This window comes from Kumtagia ephedrae, assembly GCF_003012745.1.
GTDB lineage: Bacteria > Pseudomonadota > Alphaproteobacteria > Rhizobiales > Rhizobiaceae > Kumtagia > Kumtagia ephedrae.
The window spans coordinates 261,150-277,107 of the sequence record NZ_PXYK01000002.1; the positions used below are offsets into that span (position 1 = coordinate 261,150).

Consider the following 15,958-nt stretch of genomic DNA (forward strand, 5'->3'; position numbering starts at 1 on the left):
CTCGGCGGAGAATCGCCTGCCCGGGCGAACGCCGGGCGGCGAGATCACACGGGCAACTCGGCCTTCTCGGCCTCGGTGCCGGCTCCGCCCGGCGGCAGGAAGCTCGCAGCGAAGGCCAGCGCACGAACCGGCTGGTCGCCGATCGGTGCAATGCTGTGGACGGCGTTCGGCGGGATGTGGACGAGGTCCCCCGGTTCCACTTCGCGCTTCTCGGCACCGATCTGCATCAGCGCACTGCCCTTCAGGACGTAATAGAACTCGTGCGTGTTGTGGCGGTGCGGCTCCAGATGCGAGCCGGCAGCGATCTCGAACTCCGATACGTATTCGAGATAGGACCCCTCGGTATCGCCGCGCATCGCCTCCTTCGGCACCATGAAAAAGGTACGGCAGGTGCCGCCATGCTCGACGGTCGGCTCGATCCTGGCATTCATGACGTTCATGTCGCGGTCCTCCGTGCTGGTGCAGCGCTACTGGGCGAGATAGCCGCCATCGACGACGAGCTCGCAGCCGGTGACGAACGACGCCTCGTCGCTCGCCAGGAACAGGCAGCAATTCGCCACCTCGGCAGGCGTGCCCATGCGACCCATCGGCGTCTGGCCGATGATGCCGGCGTTCATCTCGTCGGATTGCGCCTCGACCAGCGGCGTGCGGATCAGGCCGGGATGCACCGAGTTGACGCGGATGTTCTCCGGCGCGTGGGTCACGGCGGCATTCTTGGTCATGTTGCGAACGCCGCCCTTGGCGGCATTGTAGGCGGCAGCCCCCGGCACACCCACATTGCCCCAGATCGACGAGAAGTTGACGATCGAGCCCTTGCCGGCCTTGCGCATGGCCGGGATCGCCGCCTTCATGCCGAGGAAGGAGCCGGTGAGGTTCACGCCGACCACCTGGTTCCAGTCGTCCAGCGGCGTTTCCAGGATCGGGCCGTAGGCCTTGACGATGCCGGCATTGTTGACGAGCACGTCGAGCCTGCCATGCTCGGCGACGATCCTGTCGACCGTCGCGACCCAGTCGCTTTCCTTCGACACGTCGAGCATCAGAGGCACGATGTTCTCGCCGGCGGCGACCGGCTTCACGTCGCCGGCGTAGACGACAGCGCCTTCCCCTGCGAAGCGCTCCGCCACCGCGCGGCCGATGCCCTGCGCGGCGCCGCTGACGAGCACGATCTTTCCGTCGAGCCTTCCCATTCCTTCCTCCCAAAGCGCCGGCTTCAGCCGGTCCGTATCGCTTGCAGTCGGCTGCCCGCCGGATTGCCTCCAACGGGCGCGCTCCTCCCACGAGCTTTGCCGTGAACTCTAGCAGCGGCGATCCTTGCGGCTCCGCCGAATATGCTCAGATTGAGAAATGCGGGACACGGCAATCATTTGACGAAAGGCGGGCCGCTCGCCACTCCAGATCGAGCGCTGTCGGACGCTGGGAAAGCGATCGCCTCGCCGAGATCCTGCGGCGACTGCTGGGCACGTCAAGCCTTCCGGCTGATCATAGTCATCAGGCGGATGTGCGGATCGACCGCGAACAGGTCCGGCGCGCGGCGCGCGAATTCCTTGAGATAGGGCATCTCCATGTGCCTGTCCCACTCGGCGCGGTCGGTCCAGTTTTCGTAGAAGGTGAACTCGGCCGGGTTGGCGTCGTCCTGATGCAGGTCGTAGTCGACGCATCCGGCTTCGGCGCGCGTATCGGCGACGAGCGAGAGCAGGAATTGCCTGACCTCGTCGATCTTGTCGGGCTTGGCGACAAGATGCGCGACGACGGTGAGTTGCTTCGACATCAGAGGTCTCCTCCTTCTTCGATTGTTCCCGTGGGCAGTCTCGCCGGGACGGATGCCCGCACGAGTTCGCCTTCAGGTCCCGCCGCTCGTCAGCGTGATCTTGATCGCCTTGGTGGCGTCCTTGCCCAGTTCGAACGCTTCGACCGCGTTCTCCAGGGCAAAGGTATGCGTCTGGATCGGCGACAGGTCGATGCCGGTGCGCTCCAGGAAACGGATCGCCGCCGGCCACACGCCAGGGGAGCCGATGCAGCCCTTCACGGTCAGGTTCCTGATCTGGATCTTGCCGAGTTCGACGGGGATCTTGCGGCCGATATTGATGCCCACCATCGAGACGCGGCCTTCCTCGCGCGCGTATTCGAAAACGTTGGCGAGCGAAGCGTCGTGACCGGCGGCCTCGACGACGAGATCCGCGCCCTTGCCCGCGGTCAGCTCCATGATGCGGCCGATCGGATCCTGCGTCGCGTCGACCACCTCGGCAGCGCCGAGTTTTAGTGCCACGTCGCGACGCGACTTCAGCGGATCGACCACGATGACGCGCGCGCCCATGCCGATGGCGGCCGCGGCCGAGACGAGGCCGATCGTGCCGCCGCCGGAGACCACCACCGTCTCGCTGGCATTGGTGCCGCCGGAACGAAGCACCGCGTAGAAGCCGCAGGTGAACGGCTCGATCAGCGACGCGCGCTTGTCGTCGATGCCATCGGGAAGCTTGTGCAGCCATTCCGGATTGACGTTGAAATATTCCCGGTCGGCGCCGTCCATGGAGAAGCCGAAATGGTGCAGCCGCTCCGGCGTACGCACCACGCATTCGCCGACGACGCGGTCGCCGACCTTGTAGTCCCTGACCTTCTTGCCGACCTCGACGATCTCGCCCGCCCATTCGTGGCCGGGGGTCACCGGATAGGAGATGGGAATGATGTAGCGGCCGGCAAGCAGCTCATAATCGGAATGGCAGATGCCGACCGCTCGCGTCTTCACCAGCACTTCGCTGGCGCCGATCTCCGGCATCGGCTTGTCGATGATGATCGGCTTGTCGGGGGTCTCAAAGAGGAGCGCTCGCATCCTGGTGTCTCCGTTCTTCTGTCTAGCTTCACATTTCCAGCGGCTGGGGCGGGACGGCCGGTGGAGCGATTGGCAGCCACATCGGTCCGGATCGCCTTGCGCCCCTACCCGACCGTCACAACCTGTCCGTTCGCCGCCGACTTGATGATAGCCTCCAGCAACGCGATGTTGTTGATCATGTCGTCGCCGGAGATGGCATAGGGTTCGGTGCCGCGGACCGCTTGCGCGAAGGCAACGAGGTTGTCGCGCACCGGCTCGGCCGGGCCGACTTCCCTGACCTCGATCGGCATGCCGGTCCAGGCGCTGGTCACCACCCATCCGTCAGGTGCCTCGACATGCGCCTTGTCCCGCACCTCGATCCAGCCTTTCGTCCCGAAGACGGCGAAACGCGACACGAAGGGCGTCACCAATGTCGCCGAGACATAGGCGGTGCCGCCGCCTTGGAAACGGATGTGAGCCGACAGCGTGTCGCCCTGCGGGAAGTCAGAGGCAAGATTCTCGCAGGCGACGCGGACGTCGCGGGGCGCGCCAAGGAGCTTCACCGCAAGATCCGTCAAGTGGATGCCGGTGGCAGTCATGCCGGCGGCCGGCGCCTGCGCGGCATTCAGCCGCCAGTTGGACTTGTCGAGGGTGAGGAACTTGTCGTGGCTGAAATTGGCCTCGACCTGCAGGATGCGGCCGAGCTTGCCGCTTGCCGCCGCCCGCAGCATTTCGGCGACAGGCGGTTCGAAGCGGCGTTCATGGCCCATGCCGAGCACCAGGCCGGCCTTGCGGCACAGTTCGACGGCCTTCTCGGCGCCCGCCTTCGTCATAGCCAGCGGCTTCTCGCAGAAGACATGCTTGCCCGCTGCCACCGCCTTCTCGATCTGCTCTTCATGCAGGGAATGCGGCGTCGCCAGGATCACCGCCTCGACGTCGGGGCGGGCGAGCGCCTGCTCGTAGCTCGTCGTCAGGGCGAGGCCATGCTCCCCGCAGAACGCCCTCGCTGCCGGATCGGGCTCGACGGCCACGACGACGTCGAGGTGCGCACCTGCCGCCTCGAGGACGGCGACCATCTTGCGGCCCCACCAGCCAAGGCCGACCATCGCTATCCTTACGGGCTTCGTTGCTTCGTTCACGCTGTGCTCCATCGGTCGATCGGCCGGCCCGCGTGCCATCAAGACCCGTACGGGCCGGGTGTCAGGCGGCCGAATAGCCGTGATCGGTCATCACCAGCTGACCGGTGATGCCGCTCGCCGCATCGGAGACGAGGAAGCCGATGGTCGCGGCGATCTCGGAGGGCTGCAGCAAGCGCTTGGTCGGAATGTCGTCGAGCCAGACCTTCATGACCTCGGGCTGCGCCATGCCGACCTTCTTCAGCATCTCGGTTTCGGTGTAGCCCGGGCCGACCGCGTTGACGCGGACGTTGAAGGGAGCCCATTCGACGCCGACGACGCGGCACAGATGCGCCACCGCCGCCTTCGAGACGTCATAACCGGAGTGCAGCTCTGGACGGACCGCCTTGACGCCGGCGATCGAGGAGATGGCCACGATCGCGCCGCGCTGGCGCTCCACCATGCGCTTGCCGAAAGAGCGGACGCAGTAGAAGACGCCGTTCAGGTTGATCTTCATCACGCGATCCCAATCCTCGTCGGAATGGTCCTTGGTCGTGCTCTCATAGGCGATGCCGGCATTGGCCACGAGGATATCGATCGCGCCGAACTCTTCGTTCAAGCGGGCAGCCGCGTTCTCGACGGCCTTGGAGTCCGTGACATCGAACTTGATGCCCCTGGCCTTCAGGCCCTTGTCGGCCCACTCCCTGGCGGCATCCGTCACCCTGTCAACGGCGTCGGCCAGCACCACGGTCGCGCCCAGAGCGCCGAGCCTTTCGGTGATCGCGGAGCCTATGCCGCCGGCCGCGCCGGTCACGACGGCCGTCTTTCCGGCCAGCGAGTAGTTGGCGAAAGCCTCGGTTGCCATTTTCATTTCCTCCACTTGTTCGATTTTTTGCCGCTGCCGGCAGGGCTGCGCCGGGATCAGACCGTGACCAGGATCTTCAGATGCCTGCCGGCCTTGTCGAGCAGGGCCTCAAAACCCTTCTCGACCACGTCGTCGGCGGCGATGTTGGCCGTCACCACCTTCTCCAGGGGCAGGATCCCGGCCTCGATCATGCGGATGATGCGCGGCCAGATCTGCACGGGGTAACACCAGGTGGCTTCGACGGTGATGTCCTTCTGGGCCCACAGCATGGCATCGATCGAAGCGGGCTTCATGTGCAGCCCGGTCTGCACCACCTTGCCCTGGCGGCGCACCGCCTTGACGCAGGCGTTCAGGCTCGCCTCCAGGCCGACGCATTCCAGCGCGACGTCGACGCCCACGCCTTCCTCCGTGTTGTCGCGGATGACCGTCTCGACATCGTCTTTCGTCGGGTCGATCGCGATGATGCCAGGAACGAGTTCCTTCGCCTTCCGCAGGCGGTTCGGATTGGGTTCGCTGACGAAGATCACGGCAGCACCCGCGGCCTTGGCGGCCAGCAGCGTCAGCGCACCGATGGGCCCCGCGCCGGAAACGAGCACCGTCGATCCCGACGTCACGCCGCCGCGGTCCGTGCCGTAGATGGCCACCGCCGCCGGCTCGATCATCGCCGCCTGCACATCGGAGACGCCGTCCGGCACCTTCACCACATTGTAGTCGTTGACGACCGCCAGCTCGCCCATGCCGCCCCACTGCCACGACAGGCCGATGCAGGCCATCTCGGGGCTCAGATGATAGAGGCCGCGGCGTCCGAAATAATCGTCGCGCGGCGAGACCAGGGGCTGGATCGACACGCGGTCGCCCGCCTTGACGTTCGTCACGGCCGAGCCGGAGTCCTGGACCACAGCGCTGAACTCGTGGCCGAGAATCTGCGGATTGGTCGCGCCGGTGTAGACGTGCGGGCTAGCCGGCGTGACGATGGGACCGGCGATGTATTCATGCAGGTCCGTGCCGCAGATGCCCGTCGTCAGCGGCTTGATCAGCACATCGTTGGCCCCTAGGCGGGCCGCCGGCGGCGCCACGTCCTCGACCCGGATGTCCCTGGCACCGTGGAAACGAACTGCCTTCATGTTACTTCCCTTCCGGACCGGTGATCGTCACTGAACGGTATAGCCGCCATCCACGACCAGGCTGGCACCGGTCACGAAGCGTGCCTCCTCGGAAGCGAGGAAGAGCACGCAATTGGCGACGTCCACCGGCTCGCCCAGGCGCAGCGGGTGCTTCTCCTTCATCATGTCGAGATAGGCCTGTTTGCCTCTCGGATAGGTCTCCGCGGCCTTCAGGAACAGCTCGGTCATGGTCGAACCGGGATGCACGGCATTCACGCGGATGCCATGAGGCGCGTAGCAGATCGCGTCGGTCCTGGTCATCGCCAGCACCGCGCCCTTGCTGGCATGGTAGGGCGGGATGTCGTCATTGCCGATCAGGGCATAGATCGACGAGAAGTTGACGATCGAACCGGACTTCTTCTCCATCATCGGCCGCACGGCGTATTTGGTGCAGAGGAACGAGCCCTTCACGTTGATCGCGAAGACGCGGTCCCACTCCTCGGCGCTGCATTCGTGCGCGAACTTGTTGGCGCCGGGAATGGCCGCGTTGTTGACCAGGATGTCCAGCCCGCCCCATTTGCCGATCACCTTGCCGATCGCGGCTTCGACCTCGGCTTCGCCGGCGATGTCGACCTTGAGAAAGATCACGGCGTCGCCAAGGTCCTTCGCCAACTTCTCGCCGTCCTCGACCAGCAGGTCGAAGATCGCGACCCTGGCGCCTTCCTCGACAAAGCGGCGCACCGTCGCCCCACCGATGCCGCGCGAGCCGCCGGTGACGATCGCGACCTTGTCCTGAAGCCTGCCCATGGTTCCTGCTCCTGTGTTGTGCCGATCAGCATGCTGCGCGCCTCGGCGGCCGCTGGTCGACTGCCAAGTATCGGCCGGGCGCTATCGGCTGCGCCGGACATAGAACGCAGCCGCGGCCACGATCACGATGCCCTTGATGATGATCTGGAACTGCACCGGCAGGCCGAACAGCAGCACGGCGTTGAACACGACGATCAGCACCGCGGCTCCGAACAGGCCGCCGATGATGCCGCCGCGTCCGCCTGCGAGCGAGATGCCGCCCATGACCGCGGCGACGATCGAATCGAGCTCGAAGCCTCGCCCGACCCAGTTGTCGACGATGCCGACATATCCCGACAGCACCAGGCCGGCGATCGCCGCCAGTCCGCCCGAGATCATATAGCCGACGATCGTCACCCGGTCGGCATTGATGCCGAGCAGGCGGGCGGTCGTCGGGTTGCCGCCGGTGATGTAGACCTCGCGGCCGAAGCGGGACTTGGCGAGCAGCACCCAGAACACCGCCGCCAGCACGACGAGCAGCATGATGTTGTAGGGAATGCCGTTCCAGGTCGCCGATCCGAGGGTGCGGAACAGCGGCGGCACGTTGCCGGACGGCGCGCCCTGCGTATAGGCGAAACGAATGCCCTGCAGCACGATCATCGTCGCCAGGGTCGCCAGGAACGGCGACACGCTGCGCTTGGTGACCAGCAGGCCGTTGGCGACACCGGTGGCCACGCCGATGCCGATCGCGATCAGCAGGATCGGCAGCACGTCCGCGTTCTGGCCCGAGAAGCTGGTCGCGATCACCGCCGACGTCGCCATGACCGACGACACGGACAGGTCGAGGCCGCGCAGGATGATGACGAAAGCCTGGCCGATGACCACGATGCCGAGCGGTGCCGCTTGCAGCAGCATGTTGGAGATGTTGTTGGCGGAAAGGAAGGCCGGCGAGATGATCCCGGCCACGGCGATCATCAGGACGAGAAAGATCGGCAAGGCGTAAGGCGCCAGCCGCGAAGCCGGCGAAGGCGCCGGCCCGGCGAATTCGGCGGGCTTGCCATGGGCGACGTCGACCATCAGACCCTCCTCCGCTTCTCGACATAGATCGACACGGCCACGATCACGATCAGCCCCTGGGCGATCAGCTGGTAATGGGTCGACACGTCCATGAAGTTGAGCACGTTGTTCAGCAGCGAGATCAGATAGACGCCGAGCAATGTCCCGAGGACTCCGCCCTTGCCTCCCGTCAGCAAGGTGCCGCCGACCACCACGGGAGTGATCGAGGCAAGCGTATAGTTCAGCCCGGTATAGGGCTGGCCGACGCCGAAGCGCGCCGTCAGGTAGATCGCGGTCAGGGCGCAGCAGAAGCCGCAGAAGCCATAGACGACAAGGATCACCTTGGCGCGCGGCAGGCCCATCAGGCGCGCGCCGGCATCGTCGTCGCCGACCGCATAGATGTAGCGCCCAAGGCGGAAGTAGGTCAGGAAAGCGCCGACCAGCGCGAACAGGACGACCACGACGACGGCGCCAATCGGTATGCCCAGCACCTTGCCATAGGCGAGATAGGTGAAGCCGCGCGGCACCTTGCCCGCCGGGCCCAGCGAATAGAGCAGGACGAGGCCCTGCAGCACCGCGCCCGTGCCCAGGGTGACGATCAGCGGATGCACCTTCAGCCAGATGATCAGCAAGCCGTTGACCAGGCCGATCGCCAGCCCGAGCAGCAGGATGCCGGCGATGACCGGCGCCACCATGGAGGCGTCGCCGCCGATCATGCCGGAGGTCAGCGTCGACAACAGGCTGATCATCGAGCCGACCGACAGGTCGATGCCGCCGGTCAGGATCGTCAGCGTCTGCCCGAGGCTGACCAGCGCCAGGCCGGTCGACTGCTCCAGGATGTTCATGACGTTGTTGGTCGTGCGGAAGCGGTCCGAAACGAAGCCGCCGAAGACCAGCAGCAGGACGAGCAGGGCAATGACGACGACGATGCCCTGGTTCTTCTTCAGGCTGCGCGAAAAGCCGGCGGAGCCGATGGAAACGGTCGCGCTCATGCGGCGGCCTCCCTGACCGGATGCTGCGTGGCAAGGCTCATGATCGCCTCTTCGGTGATGGCGGGGCCCGACAGTTCGCCGCTGATGGCACCCTCGCGCATGACGACCACCTTGTCGGCCATTCCGACCACTTCCGGCAGCTCGGAGCTGATCATCAGGATGGCGATGCCGCTGTCGGCGAGCCCGCGCATGATCCGGTAGATCTCGGTCTTGGCGCCGACGTCCACGCCCCGCGTCGGCTCGTCGAGGATGAGCACCTTGCGGCTGGTGCGCGCCCAGCGGGCCACGATCACCTTCTGCTGGTTGCCGCCGGACATGAGGGCCACGGGCGTGCCCGGCCCGCGGCAGGCGATGCGGTAATTGTCGATCTCCTGGCGGGCGATCGCATGCTCGCGGGAGCGGTCCAGCAGGCCGCCGCTCGTCACCTCCGACAGGTTCGCCGCCGAGATGTTGGCGGCGACGTCGAGCTGCATCGCCAGCCCCTGCCCCTTGCGGTCCTCGGTGACGAAACCGATGCCCTTCCCGATGGCGGTGGCCGGGGTGATGCCGGCGAGCTGTTCGCCGTCGATGGTGATCGAACCGGACGAGATCGGCAGTCCACCGAAGATGCCCATCGCGAGTTCGGTGCGCCCTGAACCGACCATGCCCGCGAGCGCCGTAATCTCGCCTGCCCTCAGTTCGATTCCGGCATTGCGCACGCGCCCCTCAACGCTCACGTTCTCCGCCTTCAACACCACCTTGCCGGGAGCGCCCGACTGGCGCTTGGCGGGGAAGACGTCGCGCAGGTCGCGGCCGACCATGTGGGAGATCAGGCGGTGGCGATCGACCTTGCCGATGTCGGTGGTGACGACATGCTGGCCGTCCTTGAACACGGTCACGCGGTCGGCGATCTGGAAGATCTCCTCGAGCCGGTGCGACACGTAGACGATGGCGACGCCCTCGGCCTTGAGCGCGGCCAGGCGCGCGAACAGAAGCTCGGCCTCACGGCCGGAAATGACGGCGGTCGGCTCATCCAGGATGAGGAGCTTGACCTTGTGGACCAGCGCCTTGGATATCTCGACCATCTGCTGGTCGGCCACGGTGAGCTCCGACACCAGCTTGTCCGGATCGATGTCGACGCCGAGCTTGTGGAGCAGGTCGGCCGCGTCCTTGCGCGTCCTGGCATGGTCGATCATGCCGAAGGCGCCACGGCGCTCGTGGCCGAGAAAAATGTTCTCGGCGACCGTCAGATGCGGGAACAGCACGAATTCCTGGTAGATGACATGGATGCCGGCGGCCTTGGCATCGGCGGGGCGCACCCAGTGGACCGGCCTGCCGTCGAACTCGATCTGGCCGGAGTCGGGCTTGTAGGCGCCGGCGATGATCTTGATCGTAGTCGACTTGCCGGCGCCGTTTTCACCGACGAGGGCATGGATTTCGCCCGCACGAACATCGAAATCGATCGACGACAGCGCCTGGACGCCGGTAAAGCCCTTGGAAATGCCGGTCAGCTTCAGCATCGTAGAACTCCTGTAATAGCGGGGTGCCCGGAGCTGGCCCGGACACCACGGTTGCAAGAGCCGCCGGGTCTATTGCGGATAGTCGACCTTGTAGGTCTTCGGGTCGTAGTCCTGGCCCATGCCGCCCGTGATCAGCATGTCCGCCGGGCCGTCCGGAACCACCATGTCGGTGAGGCGCAGCGGCGTCTGGATCGACTGGGTCTCGTCGCCCTCGGACACGGCGATCTGCGAGTTGATCGTATAGATGCAGGGCACCGGGGCGCCGGCGAGAACCTGCAGCGCCACCTCGATCGAGATGCCGCCCATGGCCGGCGGATAGCCGACCTCGAGCATCGGCACCTTGTGCTTGATCGCCATCTGCAGCGGGCCGTTCACGTCCGCCGTGGTGTGCGGCGGAATCTCGCCGTCCTTGTAGCCTGCTTCGATGAAGGCCTCGATCGAACCGGGGGTCTGAAGGCCGTGCGCCGACCAGACCGCGTTGATGTCCTTGCCGTATTTGGCGATCATCGCCTGCATGACCTGCTTGCCCTTCACCGGCGACCAGTCGGAATAGACGGTCTCCAGAACCTTGATGCCGGGATACTGCGCGAACACCTCGCGTGCCGGCTTCTCGCGGTTTTCCGACGGGCTGGAGCCCGCCTGGCCGGCCAGCATGATGACGTTGCCCTTGCCGTTGAGCTTCTCGGCGATCCACTGCGCGAACAGGCGGCCCATCATGGCGTCCGAAGCGGTGACGAAGGTGACGAAGTCGTCGGAAGCGACACGGCGGTCCATCATCACGACCGGGATGCCCTGGGCCATCGCCTGCTGCACCGCCGGATCCAGCGCCTGCTGCGTGTTGGCGCTGACGATCAAGAGGTCCACACCGCGCGAGATCAGGTCCTGCATGTCCGCGACCTGCTTGGCATCGTCATGGCCGGCATCGGTGATGATCAGCTTGCCGATCTGGTCCTTGTGCCCGGCCGCCGCCTTCTGGAGCGAGTGCAGCATGACGACACGCCAGGAGTCGCCAAGTCCGGCATTGGAGAAGCCGATCGTGTACGGCCCGTCCTTCTTGTATTCGGAAGTATCCTTGAAGCATACTTCCGTATCTGGGTTGTAGAGATAGGTGCGCGGAGCACCGCTGTAGAACTTGCTGTCCTGCGCGAACGCAGGGGCCGCGAGCGCCGCAAGTCCTGCCGCGCCGGCCAGCATCATGGCAAAGCGGCGGGTAATATTGGTCATGTCAGCTCCTCCGTCTGTGGCTGTGGCACAGCCTTCCCCATCGCGTCCGGCGCATTGCCCGGCGCGTCGATACTGCTCAGTCCGGTCCATTCGACTGGCTGCGCCCTCCCTGGCGCTAAGTCGAAGAGTTACAGGACTAGCCTTGCGTTCCAACCGGAGAATTTATCATTTTGAGACTCCCGTCCGCACGGGGACGTGGCCCGCATCGACGCACGCGGCGCGACGCAGGCCCCAGGCAGCGTCAAGGAATAAGCCTTTCCTGGCGCAACTGGGCGAACAGGTCGGTGAACGATTTCTCGGTCGACTGGAAGACGAGGAAACCGGCCTCGCGGCTCTTCGTCATGTCGGTCATGATCTCGATCGGCCGCCCGAGATCCAGGTCGGTGTGCCAGGCCGAGGCCAGGCGATCGAGATCGGCTTCCTTCAAGCCGTATTTGGCGACCATGCCCGCCCAGACGGCCGGCGCATCGGCCATTTCGGCCTCCAAGGGGTGGATCGTGCCATCCCAGCCGACCGACTCCACGCCGAACCAGTCCGCAATGCGCGGCCAAAGCCAGCTCCAGCGGAAGTAGTCGCCGTTGACCACGTTGAAGGCCTCGTTGCGCGCGCCCGGCGCGGTCGCCGCCCAGACGAGATGCCTGGCGAGCACGCGCGCGTCGGTCACGTCGCAAATGCCGTTCCATTGCCCTTCGGAACCGGGCCAGCGGAACTTGCGTCCGGTTTCCTTGCAGATCGACGCGTAGACGGCCAGCGTCGAGCCCATGTTCATGGCGTTGCCGATCGCCTTGCCGATCACGGTGTGCGGGCGCTGGACGGTCCAGGTGAAGCCGTCGCGCCGCGCCGCGGCGTATACCTCGTCTTCCTGGGCGTAATAGAAATTGGGCAGGTCGAGGCGCGGCTGCTCCTCGCGCAACGGCGTCTGCGGCCGGAAGCCGCCGGAGACATAGGCATCGAACGGCCCGAGATAGTGCTTGAGTCCGGTCACCAGCTCGACATGCTCGACGCATTTCTTCGGCGACAGCGCGTCGAGCACATTGCGGACCATGGCGCTGTTGACCTGGATGTTCTCCGCCTCAGTCGGCCGGCGCGTCCATGTGGCGAAGAAGACATGCGTCGGCGCGACATCCTTCAATGCTGCGTCGACGGATCTTGCGTCGAGCAGATCGGCCGCGACAGGCCTGACGCCGGCAATGGCCGTGTCGTTCGTGGGATTGCGCGAAAGTCCGTAGACCGTCCAGCCATTATCCAGCAGCTCACGCGCGGCGTTGCCGCCGATCATGCCGCTGATGCCGACCACCAACGCCGTCTTCTGCATGTTTCCCTCCCATGTCGTTCATTCTGGCGGCGGCGCACTCCGTAAGGGGAGCATAGCCCACGGCATCGCCGACGGATGGGGCAGCCGCAGTCAGCCCATGATCCTCATGTCTCAGGATGAGAAGACTTTGCCCTCGAGTCACGTCCGGGAATATTCGTTTTGATAATCCTGGATGTTGCACGACACGGGCCACATCCGAAAGATGCCGATCAAACATACGGCGGGGCCGACTGCTTTTCGCCGGCCCGACGAGCCTATCCTGGGGAGGACATCGATGGCCGAGTCGATCGAGCTGCTGGCCGCCTACTGGACGATCGCCGGCGATCGCTATCCGATGGGACCGACCGAAGTCAGCCCGTTCCCGTTGCGCGAGCGTGCGGAAGCGGCCGCCGAAGCGGGCTACACAGGCCTCGGCCTCGTCTACCAGGACATCCAGGCGAACGCGGCCAAGATGGGCCTCGAAGGCATGCGCCGGCTCTTCGACGATACCGGCATCAAGCATGTCGAGGTCGAGTTCCTCGGCGACTGGTTCGAACTCGGCGAGGCCAAGACGCAATCCGACCGCGTCCGCAAGGAGCTGATCGAAGCCGCCGCGGTGCTCGGCGCCCGCGACCTCAAGATCGCCCCGAAGATGTGGGCCGAGGAGATCGATGTCGCGCACTACGCCAAGGCCCTGACCGAAGTTGCCGACGCGGCTGCCACGATCGGCATCGACGTTGCCATCGAGGTCCTGCCCTTCACCAACATCCGTGACCTGAAGACCGCGCGCGCCGTCGTTTCCCAGTCGGGGCGCGCCAACGCAGGATTGTGCATCGACATCTGGCACATGGAGCGCGGCAACATTTCCTTAAGCGAAGTGGCCGACCTGCCCGCCTCCTATGTCAAGTCGGTCGAACTCAACGACGCCCGCGCCGAGATCGTCGGGTCGCTGTGGGACGACACGATCGGCGAGCGTGTCTATCCGGGCGAAGGCTGCTTCGACGTGCCCGGCTTCATCCGTGCCATCCGCCGGACCGGCTGGAACGGTTTCTGGTCCGTGGAGGTGCTCAGCCGCACCTACCGTGTGGGCTCTCTCAAGGATCAGGCCAAGCGGTCCTACGATACGACCATGGCGATGTTCGACAAGGCCGGCTGGCGGGAGCTTGAACGGGAGGAAAGCCGATGAAGACCAATCTCGAAGGAAAGATCGTCGCCATTACCGGAGGCGCGACGGGAATAGGCCGCGCGACAGCCGTCGCTTTCGCAAGAGAAGGCGCCAAGGTCGCGCTTATCGACATCGACAAGGCGGGTTGCGACGAGACGGTTGCGCTGATCGAGGCGGCCGGGAGCAAGGCGTCGGTCGGGCTGGGAGACCTGTCGACCGGCGACGGCGTGGCGACGGCGACGAAGGCGGCCCTCGACAGGTTCGGCGGGGTCCTCGACGTGCTGGTCAATAATGTCGGCTCCGGCGCGGTGCGCAGCTTCGACCAGCTCACCGACGAAGAATGGGAAAAGACCTTCCAGCTCAACTTCATGAGCTATGTGCGCACATGCCGCCTGGCGCTGCCGATCATGCGCGAGCGCGGCGGCGTGATCGTTAACAACGCATCCGACCTCGCCCGCCAGCCCGAGCCGGTGCCGGTCGACTACGGCGCGTCCAAGTCGGCGGTTCTGGCACTCACCAAAAGCCTCGCGCGCGCCGAGGCGCCGAAGATCCGCGTCAATGCCGTGGCCCCCGGCCCGGTCTGGACGCCGTTCTGGTCGAAGCCGGGCGGCTTCGCCGAAACCATGGGCAAATTCCACAACATGCCTCCCAAGCAAGCCGTGGAGCACGAGATGAGCCTGCGGCAATTGCCGCTGGGCCGTCTCGGCGAACCCGAGGAAGTGGCCAATGTCATCCTCTTCCTCGCATCCGACCTCGCCTCGTTCGTCACGTCATCCGTATGGGGCGTCGACGGCGGCTCGGTCCGCAGCATCATCTGAGTCTATTCCTGCCGTTGCGCCCGCCGTTCCCGTCCATGCGGGGACGGCTTTCTTTCTCCCGCGGCGTCCGTGCCTTCGGGCCGTTCCTCTCAAAATGAGCATCTTGCGCGTTGCGCAGCCGGGGAGGCGCGGCGAACTATTCCTCTTGCCGGCCACCCTCGTCTGGCACGGCTAAGGGAGGAAATCATGAGGAATTTTACGGGACACGCATCCCGCTCGGCCTTCATTGCGGCCGCAGCCTCGGCCATCGCCCTGGGCGTCGCAGCCGGATCGGCCGCCGCCCAGGACAAGCCGAAGCTCGGCTATTCCGCGCCGTTCCTGACCGATCCGTTCCAGGCGATCATGGCCAACCAGACGCTGAAGGCCGTCCAGGAAGCCGGCATGGAGACGCTGCCGGCGACCAACGCCAATGGCGACGCCGCCAAGCAGTCGACCGACGTGCGCAATCTCATCTCGGCCGGCGCCAAGGCGCTGATCATCAACCCGACCGACAGCCAGGCGATCTCGCCGGTGCTGGATTTCGCGGCCGAGAAGGGCGTGCCTGCCGTGCTCATCGACATCGCGCCCGCCAAGGGCAAGGCGGCGATGATCGTGCGCGCCGACAACAAGGGCATCGGCGCCAAGGCCTGCGAGGCAGTGGGCGCCGCGCTCGGCGGCGAGGGCAAGGTTCTTTCGCTGATGGGCGACCAGGCGACGACCAACGGCCGCGACCGCACGACCGGCTTCAACGACTGCATCAAGGCGAAATTCCCGAAGATCGAGCTGATCGAGCAGCCGACCAACTGGAAGGCCGACAAGGCCACGTCGGCCGCGCAGACCGTGGTGACCACCACGCCCGATCTCAAGGCGATCTACATGCAGAGCGATTCCGTGATGCTGGCCGGCGTGCTGAACGTGCTGAAGAGCGCCGGCAAGCTGACCAAGGTCGGCGAGGCCAACCACATCTTCCTCGCCTCGGTCGACGGCACGCCCTATGCGATGGAGCAGATTCGCCAGGGCTATCTCGACGTTGCCGTGGCGCAGCCGCTTGACCTCTACGCGAAATACGGCGCCTTCTACGCCAAGGCCGCTCTCGAGGGCAAAACCTTCCAGGCAGGTCCGACCGACCACGGCAGCGAGATCGTGCATGCCGGCGACAATTTGATGGATTATCTGCCGGCGACCGTCGTCACCAAGGAAAACGCGTCCGATCCGGCGCTCTGGGGCAACCAGGCGAAGGAATAAGCGCGTTGGCA

The 15,958-nt window shown here is 65.4% G+C and carries 16 protein-coding genes; 3 read left to right on the plus strand and 13 right to left on the minus strand.

The window, feature by feature from the left end; genetic code table 11:
- Positions 1-44 precede the first annotated feature (44 nt).
- The 13 genes from C7I84_RS02985 to C7I84_RS03045 all read right to left on the minus strand — a co-directional run bounded on the left by C7I84_RS02985 (position 45) and on the right by C7I84_RS03045 (position 12,761).
- Positions 45-440 carry a cupin domain-containing protein gene (locus C7I84_RS02985; protein ID WP_207770957.1) on the minus strand — a complete coding sequence of 132 codons (396 nt, stop codon included), beginning with the start codon at positions 438-440 and terminating at the stop codon, positions 45-47.
- A gap of 27 nt (positions 441-467) precedes the next feature.
- Positions 468-1,187: an SDR family NAD(P)-dependent oxidoreductase gene (locus C7I84_RS02990; RefSeq protein ID WP_106770666.1), complete on the minus strand. Its 720-nt coding sequence runs from the start codon at positions 1,185-1,187 to the stop codon at positions 468-470.
- 275 nt (positions 1,188-1,462) lie between these two features.
- Entirely contained in the window at positions 1,463-1,768 is a 306-nt protein-coding gene (locus tag C7I84_RS02995; RefSeq protein ID WP_106770667.1) for a putative quinol monooxygenase, read from the minus strand.
- Positions 1,769-1,840: 72 nt separating this feature from the next.
- Positions 1,841-2,827 (minus strand): zinc-dependent alcohol dehydrogenase, encoded by a 987-nt coding sequence (locus tag C7I84_RS03000; RefSeq protein WP_106770668.1) that lies wholly within the window; start codon positions 2,825-2,827, stop codon positions 1,841-1,843.
- A 104-nt stretch (positions 2,828-2,931) separates the two neighbouring features.
- Positions 2,932-3,945 carry a Gfo/Idh/MocA family protein gene (locus C7I84_RS03005; RefSeq protein ID WP_245428294.1) on the minus strand — a complete coding sequence of 338 codons (1,014 nt, stop codon included), beginning with the start codon at positions 3,943-3,945 and terminating at the stop codon, positions 2,932-2,934.
- 61 nt (positions 3,946-4,006) lie between these two features.
- Entirely contained in the window at positions 4,007-4,786 is a 780-nt protein-coding gene (locus C7I84_RS03010) for an SDR family NAD(P)-dependent oxidoreductase (RefSeq protein WP_165815962.1), read from the minus strand.
- Positions 4,787-4,842: 56 nt separating this feature from the next.
- A complete protein-coding gene (locus C7I84_RS03015; RefSeq protein ID WP_106770671.1) occupies positions 4,843-5,910 on the minus strand; it encodes a zinc-binding dehydrogenase in 1,068 nt (355 codons plus the stop codon).
- A gap of 27 nt (positions 5,911-5,937) precedes the next feature.
- Positions 5,938-6,696 carry an SDR family NAD(P)-dependent oxidoreductase gene (locus C7I84_RS03020; protein WP_106770672.1) on the minus strand — a complete coding sequence of 253 codons (759 nt, stop codon included), beginning with the start codon at positions 6,694-6,696 and terminating at the stop codon, positions 5,938-5,940.
- An 81-nt stretch (positions 6,697-6,777) separates the two neighbouring features.
- Complete coding sequence (locus C7I84_RS03025; RefSeq protein ID WP_106770673.1) at positions 6,778-7,752, minus strand: ABC transporter permease; 975 nt, start codon at positions 7,750-7,752, stop codon at positions 6,778-6,780.
- Positions 7,752-8,723 carry an ABC transporter permease gene (locus tag C7I84_RS03030; protein ID WP_106770674.1) on the minus strand — a complete coding sequence of 324 codons (972 nt, stop codon included), beginning with the start codon at positions 8,721-8,723 and terminating at the stop codon, positions 7,752-7,754. The genes C7I84_RS03025 and C7I84_RS03030 overlap by 1 nt, the downstream gene beginning before the upstream one ends.
- Complete coding sequence (locus tag C7I84_RS03035) at positions 8,720-10,222, minus strand: sugar ABC transporter ATP-binding protein (protein WP_106770675.1); 1,503 nt, start codon at positions 10,220-10,222, stop codon at positions 8,720-8,722. The genes C7I84_RS03030 and C7I84_RS03035 overlap by 4 nt, the downstream gene beginning before the upstream one ends.
- Before the next feature lie 69 nt (positions 10,223-10,291).
- A complete protein-coding gene (locus C7I84_RS03040) occupies positions 10,292-11,446 on the minus strand; it encodes an ABC transporter substrate-binding protein (RefSeq protein ID WP_106770676.1) in 1,155 nt (384 codons plus the stop codon).
- Positions 11,447-11,687: 241 nt separating this feature from the next.
- A complete protein-coding gene (locus C7I84_RS03045) occupies positions 11,688-12,761 on the minus strand; it encodes an SDR family oxidoreductase (protein WP_106770677.1) in 1,074 nt (357 codons plus the stop codon).
- Between the two features lie 274 nt (positions 12,762-13,035).
- Here C7I84_RS03045 and C7I84_RS03050 point away from each other — a divergent pair, with 274 nt between their 5' ends.
- The 3 genes from C7I84_RS03050 (at position 13,036) to C7I84_RS03060 (ending at position 15,947) form a co-directional block, all read left to right on the plus strand.
- Entirely contained in the window at positions 13,036-13,926 is an 891-nt protein-coding gene (locus C7I84_RS03050; RefSeq protein WP_106770678.1) for a sugar phosphate isomerase/epimerase family protein, read from the plus strand.
- Complete coding sequence (locus tag C7I84_RS03055; RefSeq protein WP_106770679.1) at positions 13,923-14,723, plus strand: SDR family NAD(P)-dependent oxidoreductase; 801 nt, start codon at positions 13,923-13,925, stop codon at positions 14,721-14,723. The genes C7I84_RS03050 and C7I84_RS03055 overlap by 4 nt, the downstream gene beginning before the upstream one ends.
- Before the next feature lie 186 nt (positions 14,724-14,909).
- Positions 14,910-15,947, plus strand: a complete 1,038-nt coding sequence (locus tag C7I84_RS03060) for a sugar ABC transporter substrate-binding protein (RefSeq protein ID WP_106770680.1) — start codon at positions 14,910-14,912, stop codon at positions 15,945-15,947.
- The last annotated feature ends 11 nt before the right edge of the window (positions 15,948-15,958 follow it).